15 protein-coding genes, 1 tRNA gene and 1 other RNA gene are annotated in these 16817 nt (G+C 27.1%); 5 read left to right on the top strand and 12 right to left on the bottom strand.

Annotated elements, in window-relative coordinates:
• Positions 1–31: 31 nt before the first annotated feature.
• From brnQ to SOR60_RS09015, 3 genes are all read right to left on the bottom strand, one after another.
• The gene (brnQ, locus tag SOR60_RS09025; RefSeq protein ID WP_320595755.1) at positions 32–1363 is read right to left on the bottom strand and encodes a branched-chain amino acid transport system II carrier protein; all 1332 of its coding nucleotides are present in this window, start codon (positions 1361–1363) and stop codon (positions 32–34) included.
• A 288-nt stretch (positions 1364–1651) separates the two neighbouring features.
• Entirely contained in the window at positions 1652–2452 is an 801-nt protein-coding gene (gene map / locus SOR60_RS09020) for a type I methionyl aminopeptidase (RefSeq protein ID WP_154538885.1), read from the bottom strand.
• Positions 2453–2469: 17 nt separating this feature from the next.
• Complete coding sequence (locus SOR60_RS09015) at positions 2470–3267, bottom strand: nitroreductase family protein (protein WP_176269280.1); 798 nt, start codon at positions 3265–3267, stop codon at positions 2470–2472.
• 99 nt (positions 3268–3366) lie between these two features.
• Between SOR60_RS09015 and SOR60_RS09010 the strand changes: the two genes are divergently transcribed.
• Positions 3367–5175 carry an ATP-dependent helicase gene (locus tag SOR60_RS09010; protein WP_320595754.1) on the top strand — a complete coding sequence of 603 codons (1809 nt, stop codon included), beginning with the start codon at positions 3367–3369 and terminating at the stop codon, positions 5173–5175.
• Between the two features lie 19 nt (positions 5176–5194).
• Here the strand turns inward: SOR60_RS09010 and hydF are convergent, their stop codons facing one another.
• The 5 genes from hydF to dnaX form a co-directional block, all read right to left on the bottom strand.
• Positions 5195–6334 (bottom strand): [FeFe] hydrogenase H-cluster maturation GTPase HydF, encoded by a 1140-nt coding sequence (gene hydF / locus SOR60_RS09005; RefSeq protein ID WP_154538888.1) that lies wholly within the window; start codon positions 6332–6334, stop codon positions 5195–5197.
• Complete coding sequence (gene hydG, locus SOR60_RS09000; protein WP_176269277.1) at positions 6331–7755, bottom strand: [FeFe] hydrogenase H-cluster radical SAM maturase HydG; 1425 nt, start codon at positions 7753–7755, stop codon at positions 6331–6333. Before hydG ends, hydF begins: the two co-directional genes overlap by 4 nt.
• 524 nt (positions 7756–8279) lie before the next feature.
• Entirely contained in the window at positions 8280–8879 is a 600-nt protein-coding gene (recR, locus tag SOR60_RS08995) for a recombination mediator RecR (protein WP_154538890.1), read from the bottom strand.
• Positions 8879–9214 carry a YbaB/EbfC family nucleoid-associated protein gene (locus SOR60_RS08990; protein WP_154538891.1) on the bottom strand — a complete coding sequence of 112 codons (336 nt, stop codon included), beginning with the start codon at positions 9212–9214 and terminating at the stop codon, positions 8879–8881. The genes recR and SOR60_RS08990 overlap by 1 nt, the downstream gene beginning before the upstream one ends.
• Positions 9215–9225: 11 nt before the next feature.
• The gene (gene dnaX / locus SOR60_RS08985) at positions 9226–10947 is read right to left on the bottom strand and encodes a DNA polymerase III subunit gamma/tau (RefSeq protein WP_320595753.1); all 1722 of its coding nucleotides are present in this window, start codon (positions 10945–10947) and stop codon (positions 9226–9228) included.
• Between the two features lie 111 nt (positions 10948–11058).
• On the opposite strand from dnaX, the gene SOR60_RS08980 reads away from it, so the two are divergent.
• From SOR60_RS08980 to cbpB, 3 genes are all read left to right on the top strand, one after another.
• A tRNA-Ser gene (locus SOR60_RS08980) sits at positions 11059–11149 on the top strand.
• An RNA gene (gene ffs / locus SOR60_RS08975) (signal recognition particle sRNA large type) lies at positions 11149–11415 on the top strand. The genes SOR60_RS08980 and ffs overlap by 1 nt, the downstream gene beginning before the upstream one ends.
• 71 nt (positions 11416–11486) lie before the next feature.
• A complete protein-coding gene (cbpB, locus tag SOR60_RS08970) occupies positions 11487–11963 on the top strand; it encodes a cyclic-di-AMP-binding protein CbpB (protein ID WP_176269275.1) in 477 nt (158 codons plus the stop codon).
• A gap of 54 nt (positions 11964–12017) precedes the next feature.
• On the opposite strand, the gene SOR60_RS08965 is transcribed toward cbpB, so the two are convergent.
• Positions 12018–13670, bottom strand: coding sequence for a GlgB N-terminal domain-containing protein (locus SOR60_RS08965; RefSeq protein WP_320595752.1), 1653 nt, complete (start codon positions 13668–13670; stop codon positions 12018–12020).
• 142 nt (positions 13671–13812) lie between these two features.
• Here SOR60_RS08965 and SOR60_RS08960 point away from each other — a divergent pair, with 142 nt between their 5' ends.
• Positions 13813–14661 (top strand): AraC family transcriptional regulator, encoded by an 849-nt coding sequence (locus tag SOR60_RS08960; protein ID WP_154538895.1) that lies wholly within the window; start codon positions 13813–13815, stop codon positions 14659–14661.
• 41 nt (positions 14662–14702) lie between these two features.
• On the opposite strand, the gene SOR60_RS08955 is transcribed toward SOR60_RS08960, so the two are convergent.
• From SOR60_RS08955 to SOR60_RS08945, 3 genes are all read right to left on the bottom strand, one after another.
• Positions 14703–15335 carry a transporter associated domain-containing protein gene (locus SOR60_RS08955; protein WP_154538896.1) on the bottom strand — a complete coding sequence of 211 codons (633 nt, stop codon included), beginning with the start codon at positions 15333–15335 and terminating at the stop codon, positions 14703–14705.
• Between the two features lie 9 nt (positions 15336–15344).
• A complete protein-coding gene (locus SOR60_RS08950) occupies positions 15345–16607 on the bottom strand; it encodes a putative glycoside hydrolase (RefSeq protein WP_154538897.1) in 1263 nt (420 codons plus the stop codon).
• Positions 16608–16669: 62 nt separating this feature from the next.
• Positions 16670–16817, bottom strand: a 148-nt coding sequence (locus SOR60_RS08945) for an EF-Tu C-terminal domain-related protein (RefSeq protein ID WP_462676504.1), incomplete at its 5' end; no start/stop codon positions are given.

The raw sequence follows: 16817 nt of genomic DNA, 5'->3' as shown, positions 1-16817 counted from the left end.
AAACTATTTCTTAAAATAAAACTGCCTAATTTTACTTAGACAGATCAATATTAGTTTTTGAATTGAATTTATTTACGTATATTAAAGTTAATATGAAAACAATTATTAAGGGATATACCCAAGGAAAATCTTTATTATTGATTGAAATAATTTTAAGAATATTACTTAAAGCTTCTTGTATAGCATCAAATAATTCAAAATTAATATTTAGCAACTTTTCAATTACACTTATAAAACTTATTATAGCATCTATAAAAGAGACAATGGAAACAGTTATAAATGAATTTCTTACCAAAATTTTATCCAACTTATTCTTACCATATAGATTAAAAATAACTAATAAAATAGCTAATGGATAAGCAAATTGTAAAAATGGACCTGTAAATTCAACTATACTATCCACTCCCAATACCGATAAAACTAAGGAAGTTAATGTTATTAGACATGCATTAAACTTATATGAAAGTCTATTATTTGAATACTTAACAAATATTTCTGATATTGATGATATAAGACCAGTGGCTGTTGTAAAACATGCTAATATTAATGCTATGAGTAGTATATACCTCCCCTTACTGCCTAATATTTCTTTTGAAATAAAGTTTAATAGCTCTACCCTTGACAGACCATCAACACTTTTAGATACACTTGCTCCTAAATATGCAAGTGACATATATACTAACGCTAAACCAATCACAGCTACAAAGGAAGCCTCTATTGTTTTTTTAAGAATTTCATTTTTATAGCCCTTCTTTACAATACTCTTTACTATAATCGGAGTAAAAGCTAAAGCTGCTAGTGCATCCATTGTATTATATCCTTCAAGCATAGAATTTGATAAAATTTTTCCAGTATGCATATTTACATCTTTCATTTCTCCTATAGGGTTTATAACACCAACTATAATCATTATAAACAAGGAAATTAGTAAAAGAGGTGTTAAAAACTTACCTATAAAATCTACAACTGAACTTTCTCCTAAGGCTAAACATAAAGATATAAAGAAAAAAATTATAGAAAACACTAAAGGCGATATATTAAATCCACTAGATGTTAGCATTTCAGAGCTTGTAGCTGCTGTTCTTGGTATAGCTCCCAAAGGTCCTATACAAAGAGCGATAATAAAAATTATAACTTTAGACAACTTGTTTCCTGCAAGTGAAGTAAATGAAAATATATTACCATGACTTTTTGCAACACTTATAACTGCAATTAAAGTTAGACCAACCCCTACTATCGTAAAACCAATGCCTGCATAGAGCCAATTATTTCCATATGTATAACCGAGCATTGGTGGAAATATCAAATTTCCTGCTCCAAAAAACATTGCAAATAATGCAAAACCTATTACTATTATATCCATATTTCCTCCTAAACGTACTTTTATATTCTACCAGTTTTTTGGTTACTTATTAAGTGTTTTAAAAAAATATATAGCAACAATTAATATATTTGAAATAAAATTACAAATATATCTTAAATTTTTGAATAATGAATTGCATAAGTAAACATCAGTTTTGTATATATTTAAAAATTCCTTTATAAAAGCGTTTGTAAATTAAAATTTATTAAGGCATATTCAAAAGAAGAATAATAATAGATTAAATTTATATATTTTGGTTTTTTCATAAAAATAAAGGGGTACCCCCCTTTATTTGTAATTTTCAATAAATTTTAAATCTTTGTCACTAAGTTCAAACTTATCTTGGTCTGTAATAATCTCAGCCTTATTTTTTCTTATTACTAATTGATGTTCAAATTGAGAACAAACAGAGCCATCACTAGTTCTCGCTGTCCATCCATTCGAATCTATTTTTGACTTCCAATCGCCTATACAAATCATAGGTTCTATAGTAAAGACCATATTTTCTTGAATCCTTGGTCCAAAACCTCTTTTGCCATAGTGAGGGACTTGTGGATCTTCATGCATTTCTTTTCCTATGCCATGTCCTATAAAATCTCTTATTACAGAAAAACCATTTTCTTTTTCTACATATTCTTGGATAGCAGCTCCTATATCGCCAATCCTATTTCCTGGTATTGCCTCTTCTATTCCTTTGTATAGGGCTTTTAAGTTAACATCAACTAATTTTTCATTTTCTTTTGATAGTTTACCTATTTTATAAGTCCAACAAGAGTCAGCAAGTCCTCCATCTAAATCTATTACATTATCTATTGACACGACATCCCCTTCTTTTAGAACATAATCCGAAGGAAATCCATGACATATCTCATCATTTACAGAAATACACAGTGTATATGGAAATCCTTGATAGCCTAATTGAGCTGGTATAGCCTTATGAAATTTGATGAATTTATTAGCGAAATCATCAAGAAATAAAGTGGTTATACCTGGTCTTATGATTTCTTTAATAGCTAGATGAGTTTTGCAAAGTACTTCTGAAGCCTTATACATCTTTTCTATATCCTTACTTGTCTTTAAAGTTATCATTAATATCCTTCTTTAATTTATAATTCTTTTTGAGCTATAAATACTTGTTTTGAACCATCAAGATTAGGTTTAACATCCCATGAAGAATTAATGGATAAGTCTTTTGTGAGTTGGTCGAAATAATACATTACTATTCCTGCATCAACTAAGTTTGATTCATCCTTATAATCTTCTAAATAAAGTTTTACAAGATTATCTACAAGAACAAACCTCCAAGGTTGTGAGTTATATGAAGATGGTGCAAATCTTAAATAAGAAAACAAATCATCCATGCCTCTTTGTTCGATTTCCTCAACACTTGCCTTATGGTTTAAATCATCTATAAAAACAAATTCATTAATTCCTTTTCTATCATCAAACCTATGCTCTCTTACCTCTTCATTAAGAGCTTCACCTACAGCTAGAATAGATTTGATATTACCTTTACTATCTAAAAAAGCACTATTTAAATCATCTTCACTTGCATCTACTACTGAAATCCAACATGAAGCAAGTCCTATTTCGCTTAATTTTGTAATCAATTCTTCTAGACCATATGCCCCCTTAACAAGGGCTTTTTGATTATGATTTTTAACATCAAGACCTACATATATAGGAGCTTTTATCATTACTCCTTTGTATCCAGCCTTTCCATTTAACTTTTCATAAAGACCTTCTCCATCTTTAGAAATTTCAAAGGATAAATCTTCTTCATAAAGTCCTGCTTTAATATCTGTTACATATTCATATATTTTCTCGATTTTTGATTCCTCTACTTTAGATTCTTTAAATTCTCTAGTAGATGTTCTTGTTTTTAAAAAATTTGTAGTTAACATAATTCCTCCCGTTTTTTATACTATACCTTAAATTAAGCCAAAGTAATAATGAAAAGCTTTATATAGTAAATTTCCATACTTATATGATAAAATATAAATATGATATTGACAAGTAAACAAGAAAAAGCAGCAAATCATAAAGAGGGACCCTTATTAGTATTAGCCATACCTGGAAGTGGTAAGACAACAATGCTTTTAGAAAGAATAAAAATACTTTCAAGAATTATTGATAAGACAAGAATACTTTCTCTAACATTTTCAAAAATTCAAGCTGAAGATATGAAAGAAAGATCTAAGGACTTAAAGTCTAATTTTATGACAATCCATGCATTTTGCTACTTAATAATTAGAAATTATTTAAGAAAATACAATAGAGAAATAAGACTTATAGAAGATGAAAAAATTTACAACAAATATAATTTGGTCGGTGAAATTTATGAGAAGATAAATCATTACCCTATTTCTAGAGAAGATTTGGCTTTGTTTTTTAGGGAAGTTTCTTTTATGAAAAACTCTATTTTAGATAAGTCTTACTTAAAAAATATAGAAATAAAAAATATAAGTAAAATTTATGAAATATATGAAGAAATAAAAAACAAAAAGCATCTCCTAGATTTTGATGATATGCAAGTAAAAGCTTTAGAGATACTTAAAAACGATAAATCTATCTTAATGTCCATAAAGAGTAAATATAAGTATTATCAACTTGACGAAGGACAAGATGCATCTTTATTACAGTTTAAGATTTTAGAAGAGATAATATATCCTGAGAATAATATTTTAATAGTTGCAGATGATGATCAATCTATTTATTCATTCAGGGCAGCCAATCCATCTTATTTATTAAATTTTAAAAATAAATTTGAAAATTCTAAAATAATGTGGCTTGATACTAATCACAGATCTGGATCAAATATTGTTAATTTATCAAAATACTTAATCCAAAATAACAAGTTAAGGTATGATAAAAACTTTATAGCAAAAAGAGATAAAAAAGATGATATAATTATAAAAACTTTTGCTGACTCATCTAAAGAATATCAATTTATAAGAAAAAATCTTAAAAGTGATGAAAAAACTGCAATTCTTTTTAGAAATAATATTTCAGCCATATCACTTATAGCGTATTTTTTTGATAATGATATTGATTTTAATGTAAATATTAATGTATTGGATTTTTTTGAGAGCAAGATTTTTAAAGATCTCTTATCTATAATAGATTTTTCTAATGATTTTAATAATGTTGAACTCTTTAAGGAAATTTATTATAAAGTTAGTAGCTACTTAAGCAAAGAAGATATAGAAAAATTAAGTTATAAGGCCATAAATGAAGACATATTTGATTATTTTTATAGAATTGAATTAGAAGATTATAAAATTGATTCTTTGTTTAATATTGAAAAAAAACTTAAGCATATAAGAAAACTTTCATATGATAAAAAAATATCCTTTATTTATAATAGTCTCTCATATAAGTCTTACATAAATATGATAAGTAGAAAATATATGCAAGAAACAGTAAATAAAGATTTATATATAGAAAGTGCTATAAATTTTACCAAAGGAATTAAAACAAAAGAAGAATTGTTAGAAAAGATTGAAAAACTTCAGAAAAAATCCAAATCTTTAATAAAATCTAAACTTTATCTTTCAACTATACATTCTTCAAAAGGTCTAGAATATGACAAAGTATTTGTAATAGACCTTATTGAAAATGAATTTCCTCTTATATTTAGTGATGAGGATAGAAAACAAAGATTAGAAGAAGAAAGGAGGATTTTCTATGTTGCTATTACAAGAGCTAAAAATAGCCTTTATATCTTAAGCCTATCTAAAAGAAATAAAAAAAAGGTTAAGCAATCAATCTTTTATAAGGAAAGTTATGAAATATTAAAAAATAAAAGATAGGCTCTCTCAGTCTATCTTTTTATTTTTCTATCTTATCTAGTATTCCGTTAAGATAAGCTATTAAAATTCCATAATTTGTCATAGGAATATTTTTAGCTTTGGCTTTTCTAATTCTTTCACTTACATATTTTTTATTAAACATACAAGCCCCACATTGAATAATTAAATCATATTTTTCTATATCCTTAAAATCATCTCCTCTTTTAAAATCAATACTTATATTCTTATATTTATTTCTTAGAAGTTTTGGAATTTTAACAGTCCCTATATCTTCGGTTAAAGGTGGATGAGAACAGGCTTCAGTAATTAGAATTTTATTACCATCTTTAAGTTTTTTAACAGACTCAATATAATAATTAATATCACCTTTAAAAGCTGAAAAAAGTACAGAAAATGAAGTTAATTTTATATCCTTGTCTAATATTTTATAAACTTCTTTAAAATACTGAGAATCAGTAATAACAAGATCAGGCTTCTTATTAAAAAAACTAAGTGTATTTTCTAAGTTTATTAGATTAGTACAAACCACACTCGCATTTTTATCTATAATCTCTCTTATAGTCATAACCTGTGGTTTTATCAGCCTAAACTTAGGAGCTTCACTATCTTGAGGAATTACAAGTAAGACTAGGTTTTTTTCTTTTACTAATTTCTTTGTTATTGTATTATCTTCAAATTCATATAAAGATTTTATCTTTAAAAAAAATTGCTCCTTACTTTTTTTGTTTTTTATATCAATCGCAAGAGGATCAAGAATTTTAAATTTCTCTATAAGCTTAATTCCATCTGAAATATCCTGTTTTGTTGCTATATAAATAATATTTTTGTGATTGTTTTTTATAGATATTAAATCATCTAAATTATCTTCTATAGATAGGAAGTAAAGAATAATATCAGCCTTTTTTATAGAATTTTTTGTTTTTTCTAACCTTTTCTCATAAAGACTTGACCCATCGTCAAATCCTGCCGTATCATAAAACAATACAGGTCCTAAATCATGAATTTCCATAGATTTTTTAATAGGATCAGTTGTAGTACCTCTTTCTTCTGAAACTATAGAAGTATCTTCTCCTGTTATAAAATTTAAAAAGGAAGACTTACCAGAATTAGTCTTTCCAACCAAGACCATGGTAAGTCTTTCTGAATTATATTGAATCATACGTGTATATCTCTTTTTCCATCTTTGATTTCTTTAAGCCATTCTTTTGCATTTTCTCTAAGATTTGGATTTTCAATTTTATCTATTTCTTTTTTAATTAAAATTTGTCCAATATTTCTTGTATCATCACTTGCATAGTCAGTTAAATACTCATCTAGGGTCAAGAGAGCATTAGGTTGGCACATCTGTCCTATACCATGCTCTTTTACTATGGACATGAACTTTTCTCCAACTCTTCCTTCCCTATAACAAGCTGTACAAAATGAAGGTATATAATCCATACCTATTAACCAATTTACAACATCGTCCAAAGTTCTATTATCAGATAATTCAAATTGATTTGAGCCTGATACATCACCTATGTCTTTAGAATATCCACCAACAGTAGTTTTTGAGCCACCTGAAATTTGGCTTATACCTAAGTCTAAGACTTTCTCTCTTACTTCTTTGGATTCTCTAGTTGATATAATCATACCTGTATAAGGAACTGCAATTCTAAGACATGCTATTATTTTTTCAAACATTCTATCACTTAAGGAATTATCAAATTCATCAGGATCTATATCATCTGCTGGTTGGATTCTAGGAACAGATATAGTGTGAGGACCACAATTAAATTTTGCCTCTAAGTGTTCTGCATGCATTAGAAGTCCAACAAACTCATATTCATAATTTTGAAGTCCAAATAAAACACCACATCCAACATCATTTATTCCTGCCTCCATTGCCCTATCCATAGCTTCTGTATGATAATTATAGTCGTGTTTTGGTCCTGATGGATGCAAGGTTTCGTAATTTTTTTTGTGATAGGTTTCTTGAAATAATATGTAGGTTCCAATTTCTGCATCTAAAAGTTTTTTATAATTTTCAATTGTTGTTGCTGCTATATTTACATTAACCCTTCTTATAGATCCATTTTTATGTTTTATAGAGTAAATAGTTTTTATAGATTCTAAAACATAATCAATAGGATTATTAATAGGATCTTCTCCAGTTTCAAGAGCTAATCTTTTATGACCCATATCTTGAAGAGCAATAACTTCTTTCCTGATTTCATCTTGATTAAGTTTTCTTCTTGGTATGGTCTTGTTTTTAGCATGGTATGGGCAATATAAGCATCCATTTACACAATAATTTGAAAGATATAGAGGTGCAAATAAAACTATCCTATTTCCATAGAATTTAAGTTTTAATTCTTTTGCAAGTTTAAATATCTCCTCATTAAAATCATCAAGTTCACAGGAAAGTAAGACAAATGCTTCTCTGTGACTTAATCCCTTAGCTTTTCTTGCCTTTTCAAGAATTTCTCTTATTAATTTATCATTTTTACTATTTCTTTTTCCATAATCAAGAGATTCCATAATCTCTTCGTGATTAATAAATTCTTCTGCATATTTTGATTTTACATCATAAACAGACATTGCTACTCCTTTAAGTTTAAAAACCATCCCATTAAGGATGGTCTTGTTCAAATTCAATTTGAATTATAATAAAGTTTATCATATAAATTGTAATTTTATATAATATAAACATTGTCTTATGACAAATTTTTATTTAAATTGACTTAAAATCATAAAATTAACATTATTAATAATATAGTCAATTTCTTTATCACTTACTATATAATTCTTCTTTAATTATATCATAAGCTTTACTCATATCACTAGGACTTATATTATTTATAAGTTTATTACATGATTTCTAAAGATATGCTTTATTAACTTCTATTTTTTTGAGCCATACTAAATTTTATGTTATTTAAGATAAGTTTATATCAACTCTTTGATTTTTATAACAAATTCTAATTTAATTGTTAACTATATCTAACGCTTATTCTGAACTTAATTGCTAGACTTGTCGATATTCACTTACTTTATTTTTGCTATTATTTTCACAAAATTTTTAAATAAAAAAACTAAATTCTAACCTATATTTTCTATAAATTTCATATTTCTCTTCTATCTTCCAAAGCTCTTTCTAAGGTAAGTTGATCAAAATATTCGAGATTTGAACCTACGGGTATTCCTGATGCTATTTTTGATACTCTTACATCCTTATTTTCTAGAAGATGAGCCAAAAACAGAGAAGTTGTTTCACCTTCTATAGTTGATGATATGGCAAGTATAATCTCTTTTATTCCTTCCTTATCAATTCTTTCTAAAAGTTTATCTATTGATAAGTCTTCTGCTTTGACATTATCAGATGGTGATATCAGTCCTCCAAGTATATGATATCTTCCATGATAGACCGAAGATTTCTCAATCGCTATGAGGTTTCTTACATCTTCTATGACGCAAATAGTTGTTTCATCTCTTGAAACATCTTTACATATATTACATATATCATCTTCAGTAAGATTACCACAAATCTTGCAAGGATGAATTTTATCTTTAACTTCTTTTAAGGCATTTGAGAAGTCCTCTACAGACTTTGAATCTTTATCAACTATACTCATGGCTAATCTTTCAGCGCTTTTTTTACCAATAGTTGGAAGCTTTTGAAATTGTTCTATTAGATTAGTTAAACTTTCAGGATATAAACTCATTACATTAATCCAGGAATATTTAGATTTCCTGTTAATTTGCCCATTTCTTTTTGACTATATTCATCAGCCTTTTTAAGTGCATCATTAATAGCAGCAACCACTAGATCTTCAAGCATTTCAGTATCTTCTGGATCAACAACATCTTCGTCAATTTTTACTTTTATAAGCTCTTTTTTTCCATTAACAGTTGCTTCAATAACTCCGCCTCCAGCTGTTGAAGTAAATTCTTTTTCTTCTATCTCAGCTTGAGCCTTAGCCATATCTTGTTGCATTTTTTGTACTTTTTTCATCATATTATTCATATTTCCACCACCTGGGAATCCGCCTCTTACCATGTTAATCTCCTTTATTCTTCAATTGTTATGTCTTTTCCAAAGACTTTTTCTAATTTATCTACTATATTTTCTGAGTCTATTTTAATATTATTAGATTCTTCTATATTATTATTCTTTTTATAATTTTTTTTGTCAATATTTTCAATATCAATATTGAAATCTATACCAGTAATAGTCTTAATTATAGATTTTATATTATCTTTTGCTGCCTCTAAAGATTGATAATAAAAAGAGCTTTCGTAATAAACAACAAGCTTGTTCTTAATTATATCATAATTTAAGCCTTCTTTATCTATAAAAGTTCTAATCAATGGTGAACAGTTATTTTTGAGAGCCTTTTTAATATTTTCCTCATCTTTTTTGCTTAGAGTTTTATCTTCTCTTAAAATCCTTTCTTCATTGTTTCTTTCTTCTATTTTAGAAGATAAAACTTCTAAATTATTATCTTTAATTTCTTCATTTATGTCTTTCTTCAATGAATCATCTCTTTCAGTGGACTCATCATTGATTTTAAAATTGTTATTTTGTCTAGTTTTTATAGACAATACATCAATATCAGCAAGTTTTTCTTCGACTATCTTATTTATAAGATCTATATTATTACTTGGATTATTTTTCTCCAAACTCTCTATCCTAGATTCAATATTTTTCTCATCTTTTAAATTGATAAGTCTTAACAAAAGCATTTCCATTAAAAGTGATGTATTAAAAGAATTTTTCATTCTATTTGAATAGTCATTTATAATTTCAAGGTAAGAGATAATTTGATTATTAGAAATTTTTTCTGATTTTTCTTTTATATTATCTAGAAAATCTAAAGAATTTATATGTTTTTCGCTAGCACTTGTCTTATATATCATGATATCTCTTAGATAAATAGTAAGTGAATCAAGAATATCCATATCATCCTTTTTGTTTTCTCTTAAAGTAAATAAAATATCTAAAGCACCTTTTTGATTTAAGCCAATTATCTTATCAAGTAATAGATCTATATTCTTAGATTCTACAACTCCCAGAATAGATTGTACATCAGCAAGTGTAAAATTCTTTTTATTAATAGATAAAACTTGGTCAAGTATTGATAAAGCATCTCTCATAGCTCCACTAGCCTTTGCTACAACAAGCTCTTTCGCCTCATTGTCCATGCTTATATTTTTATCTCTTAAAATAGTATCTATCTGTTTTATTATATCAGTCTTTCCAATCTTATTAAATTCAAACTTTTGAACTCTAGATAGAATGGTCTTTGGTATTTTATCTATCTCTGTTGTAGCTAATATAAATACTAAATGACTAGGAGGTTCTTCCATTATCTTTAATAAAGCATTAAAGGCCTCTCGTGTAATCATGTGCGCTTCATCTATTATGTAGACCTTATATCTTAAGTTATTTGGTGGATATATAACTGTTTCTTTTAAACTTCTAATATCATCTATTCTTCTATTACTTGCTGCATCCATTTCTACAATATCCATTGTCGATTCTTCATCAATAGACTTGCAATTTTCACATTCTCCACAAGGAGAACCATTTCTAGGATTTAAACAATTTATCGCCTTAGCAAATATTTTTGCACAGGTGGTCTTACCACAACCTCTCTCCCCAGCAAATAGATAAGCATGGGATATCTGAGATGATTTTACTTGATTTTTCAATACATTTACAACCCTATCTTGCCCCAAAACATTATCAAAATTTTGTGGTCTATATTCTCTATATAAAGCTTTTGCCATAATCATTCCTTTCTTTATAAAATTATACCATAGTAGGTAAATATTTATAATTTTAAAAATTAATTTGAAATTCTAAGTATTTAAAGTATAATTTATTTTTGTAAGCATCATGGAGAGCTGTCCGAGTGGCTTAAGGAGCACGATTGGAAATCGTGTATACATTGATAGTGTATCAAGGGTTCAAATCCCTTGCTCTCCGCCATGCACTAGATGGGGAGTTAGCGGTGCCCTATAACCTGCAATCCGCTATAGCAGGGTTGAATTCCCAAGTTAGGGTTTTAAAATATATAGCCTGCCTTAGAAAAGTAGTGTTGATTGATGGGTCTTACGCAATAGAAAGCTGTGAACCATGTCAGGACGGGAACGTAGCAGCATTAAGCAGATTTTTCTATGTGCCGTAAGGTCACCTATCATGAGCTGGCTGTCTAAGTAACGTATAGATTCTATCGCACGAGCTTGGGTGTGCTTACATATTATATAATTTAGCCTTTTGTTATTTGTTTTACAAAGGGCTATTTTTATAGCTAATAGGAGTAGATATGATCGGTAAAAAAATCAAAGATTTGTTTAATGAACCAACTGCAAATATTATAACTCCAGCAAGTGAAGTTGCAGTTTTAAGAGAAGATGACTCCTTACTACATGCTATTTTAGTCCTATCTAATAGAGGCTATCAAACAATTCCTGTTCTTGATACTAAAGATAGAGTAAGAGGTTTAATTTCTATATCAAAAATTGTTATTTCATGCGAAGATGTAAGTTTTTTTAATGAAAAAAAGTTAACTGAAACGAAAGTATACGAAGTTATGGACCAAATAGTTCCTATACTATTTGATGACTCTGACCTTGAGGATGTTTTAAGATTAATTATTAATAATAATTTTATTTGTATTACACATAAAAATGGTTATTTTTTAGGTATAATTACAAGAAAGACAGTTTTAGAGAGATTTACTAATATAGCTCACAATATTGAAAATGAATATAAACTTATAAAAAGATTAAATAAGCTGTAGTAAGTTAATAACCCAAAAGTTGGAACTAAAATCAACTTTTGGGTTATAACTATATTATGGCTTATATATTTGAAATATAAAAGATTCAAAAGGTTTTATATTAATTATTTCATCCTTTTCAATACTCTTTTTATTATTTTTTGTAGAAATAAGTGTATCTAAGAAATATGGAGATTTAAGATTGTAGATTAGGTCTGTAAAGTTAAATAAAAGTAAATAATTTTTCTTCTTGTATAATCTTTTAATAGCATATAAACTATAACCTTCTATTTCTAAAATTTCATCCTTTATTTTTCCAGAAAAATTATTAAATATGTTATTATATATATAAGATAAATCCTTAAAAAACTCTAAAAAATCTTCTTCCTCATCTTTATTTATCTTAATTCTTGATAATTTTCTTAAATCAAATTTCTCAATTGATCCAAATTCATCTCCCATAAAAATAATTTTATTAGATTTTATACTATATAAAAAAGTAAAAAGAGTTTTTAATTGGTCATATTTAAAATCCTCAGAATACATCTTCATTAAAAGAGAACACCCTTCACTTAAGCTATCATAGTAATTAAAACCTAAAATAAAGTTATTTAAATCTCTTTCAAAATATTTTTTAACCATTTCCTTGTAATTATCTCTATAAAAAGGAATCTTTTGAAATAGTTTAATAATATTAGAAAACGACCTATCAAAAATATAAGAAAAACCTAAATCTTTGTTTATATCATTATTATATATAGAATTATAATTTCCAATAGAAATTTTTGATTCATTTTTTATTTCTTCATTTAAATCTTTTAAAAAATTAAGCCATTTTTCGTTGATTCCTCTACTAATATCTCCTTGCCAAAAAATAACATCTTCTAGATTTGATATGAATACACCATCTAAATTAAACTCTTTAATCCAATAAAATATAATAGATTTAACAAAAGACTTAACCATATCTTTACCTATATCTAGATTAATATTTTCCTTATAATTATAAAGTATATCTTCATAATCATAGTTATACATATTAGAAAAATCAAAATTTATTAGGGACTTTTCGCTATTATCAAACTCATTTAGGGAAAATTCTACTAAAACTCCTAGGCCATCCCTATGACTTAAATCTATAAATCTTTTTATCTTGTCAATGTCTAAATTTGAATCCAAAGAAAAAAAACTAAATGGGCTATAACCTAGGGATTCTACATCTTTATATGAAGTTATAGGCATAAATAAAATATGGCTAAAGTTTAAATTTTTAATATATTCAATATATTTTGTAATTGATTTATCATCATCAAAAACACCAATTTCATTTAAATATCTTAAATTTACTTGATATAAATTAAGATTTTTCTTATTTTTATATTTATAAGAGAATTTATAAGAATCATCATAGACTATTGAATTAGAAAAATCTTTATTTTGAATTTTTGCATATGGATCAAGCTTATAAATCTTATTTCCATTTTTATCTTCTATTATATAGATATATTCATCATTAACCTTAGAATTTTTTATTGTTTTTGAAAATACACCTGTGTTGTATTTTCTGAGTTTTTCACTTTCCCAATTATTGAAATCTCCCTTTATATAAACATTTTCAGCATTCGGTGCAAGGAGCCTAAATATATAAGATTTATTTCCTTTTTTATGATTACCAAAAAATTTAAAACCTTCATTTGATTTTCCTTCTAAGTAGTTCCTTGTATCCATAAATATTCCTTTCTTTTATTAATATTATTAACTATAGTACATTATATCACAAATTTCTTGCTTAGTACTGTAAAATTCACTTGTTTTAACTTGTCATTTTCTGTATAATGGTATATGAATCAAGCAAAAAGGGACGATGATTATGGTAATGATAGATAATAACGAAAACGATAACACAGCAATGCAAAGTATATACTTAAATGTACTTTATGCTAAGAAAAATTCTTCATCGAATAAAATAAGCTCTAGGATTCATTTTCATCCTTTTACTGAGTTTTATTTTATTATTGATGGTAACGGAAAATTTTCTATTGAAGATAAAATGATTGATGTAAAAAAAGATGACTTTTTGATAATAAATTCAAATGTTGGTCACAGTATATATTCATCGAAAGATGATGAGAATCTTATTTATGTTTCATTCGGAGTTGATAGTATTTTTGTCAAATCAGTAGATAATAACGAAAATTTAGAAGAGGATAAATATTACTACAACTCTATAGATGAGATGAAAGATTACTTTTTAAATTCTTTCAATGACATCAACAATGAATTTAATTCAAAAGATCCTTATTCTAAGTCTATGGCAAATGCTAAAGCAAGCGAATTTGTAATAACTTTACTTAGAAATTTAAGCGATGAGTTTAAGATAACAAACGATATAAAAATCAACAAACAAATTGATTATATCAAAAATTTTATTGATAACAATTACTCAGAAGATATAAGACTTGAAAACTTATCTAAAATGGCTTATATGAATAAGTTCCATTTAATTTCAGAATTCAAGCAAAATTATAGGGTAACCCCTATAGAATACCTTATTCTTAAAAGAATCGAGGTAACTAAAAACTTATTAATAAGTACTAATCACTCTATGGAAGAAATTTCTTCTATAGTGGGTTTTAATTCTCAGTCTTATTTTAATCAGGTTTTTAAAAAGAAGGTCGGTATAACACCTTCACAATTTAGAAAAAATCATAGAATTTAAAAAAGGAGTTGTTGCAAATGTAATTTTGCAACAACCCTTTTTTAGTTTTTTAACTCTTCAATTCTTACTCTTTGTATAACATTATCTTCAATTGAAACCACCTTATACATATACTTTCCATATATAAGTTTTGTTTTTTCTTTAATTTCTTTTACATCTTCTAGCTTTGCAATCTCATAAACTAAACCGCCAAGAGTATTTGACATATCTTGAGGTATATCTAGAGCAAATTCTTTTTTTATCTTTTCTACAGTCATTGCGGCAGAAAAAGTATTATCAATCGTTGCCATAAGTTTGTCATCATTTATTACAAATTTTATTATTGCAAATATAAGTCCAATAGATATTGAACCAATAAGTATATCAACTAAACCTACAGAATAAACCAACATTTTTCTTGCTATTACAAAAAGAATTAGAGTAAGAACAGATTCATGACTTTTAGTGATTATCATCTCCAAAAGCTCAATACCCACCACCAATAAAAGTGCATGCTTTAAAAACTCATTTAAAAGCTCATAGTTACTTCTTACATTAGAAGATGAAACGATATCAATCCCATATCTTAAAAGATTTGGAACTGACAATAGGACAGATATTAATATGGCAATACATATTAAAACTTCTATAAATTTTATAGCCTTATCTATAAATTCTCTAATCAATTTCTCCATAAAACCTCACTAATATTTAACACCCTCAGTATATTCTGCAGATGAATTCCATATTAAGAATTCATCTTGTCCACTATCATAGATAGCATCAACTTGAGCTTGAACTGCACCAGCATCATATTCCATATAATTGCCCTGTCCTATCCATGATGCTGTAAAATCTTGAATCCATGGTCTAGACTTAGGTTTATGGTTAATTTCTTTAAATTCTTTTTGCTCTTCTTTTAGATACCTTCTAACTAATTCATATGGTTCAAGATCTGGTTTTTCTAGGTCAAACGAAAAAGAACTCCAATGGGATGGGTATATCATTGAACTCATTACATCAGCTTCATTAGCCATTTCCTTAAAATCCTGACCAATTCCCTCAGCTCTTCCAACTTGCATTGCATAACCAAAAACATCTATTCCACAAGGCATATCGTAGGCTTGAAGCATTTCTCTTGCATCTTTCACAAACGAAGTTATAGCATCTATTCTTTTTTCTCCATCTTTCATTTTTAAATCTTGCCACCTACCCATTGGATAATTAAGTTCTCCCTGGAAAGTTTCAAATCCTTCAGCAAATCTTATATAATCAAATTGGATTTCATCAAATCCTGATTTTGCCGCAAGTTCTGCAATCTCTAAATCATATTTTCTAACCTCATCCATAAATGGATTCATAAAAGCTTCTCCATTAGCATTAGTCCATAAAGACCCATCTTTTAATGTAAAACCCCATTCAGGATGTTTTTTAGTTATAACAGAATCTTTGAAAGTGGTTATTCTTCCTATAACATAAATACCTTTTGAATGCATATCCTTGATAAATTTTTCTACATCTATAACCTTACTTGTTGCATATTTTATATCTTCATTATCTGTTTTAAATTCGCAAGTGATATTTCCCCAATCATCCTTAATATCTATCACGACTGAATTTAGCTTGGTAGAATCTAATAAATTTATAATTTTATCATATGTTTTTGGATTTGCTATAGCATAGGTATTAAAGTATAAACCCTTAACTCCGTCCTTAGGATAATATTTAGATTTTTTTTCGTCTAATGATTTTAGCCTAGATGTATCATAATCCATATTATAGTCATCAGGAGTTATCCCTACTTCATAAGGCTCACCTATAGGCTTTTTTTCTCTTTTATCACTTAATTTTTTATTGGAACTTACATCATTTGATAAATCATTACCTTTATTATCCTTACTGACACAAGAAGTAAACATGAAAATAAGAGAAACAATTAGAGCTAATAAAAAATTTCTATGCTTCATAAAAACTCCTAGCTTGTTTAAAATAAAAAAAGAGCAAGTCAAAAAGACCCACTCTATATTTTTTATTGGATAACTTTTGTTACAACTCCTGAAGCAACTGTTCTTCCACCTTCTCTTACTGCGAATCTTAGTCCTTCTTCAAGAGCTATTGGTTTTTGTAATGTGATTTTGAATGTTGCATTGTCTCCTGGCATTACCATTTCTGTTCCT

The sequence above is a fragment of the Anaerococcus porci genome, from assembly GCF_034090325.1.
GTDB lineage: Bacteria > Bacillota > Clostridia > Tissierellales > Peptoniphilaceae > Anaerococcus > Anaerococcus porci.
The sequence above is the reverse complement of the archived record's forward strand: the minus strand, read 5'-3'. Positions and strand labels throughout refer to the sequence as shown.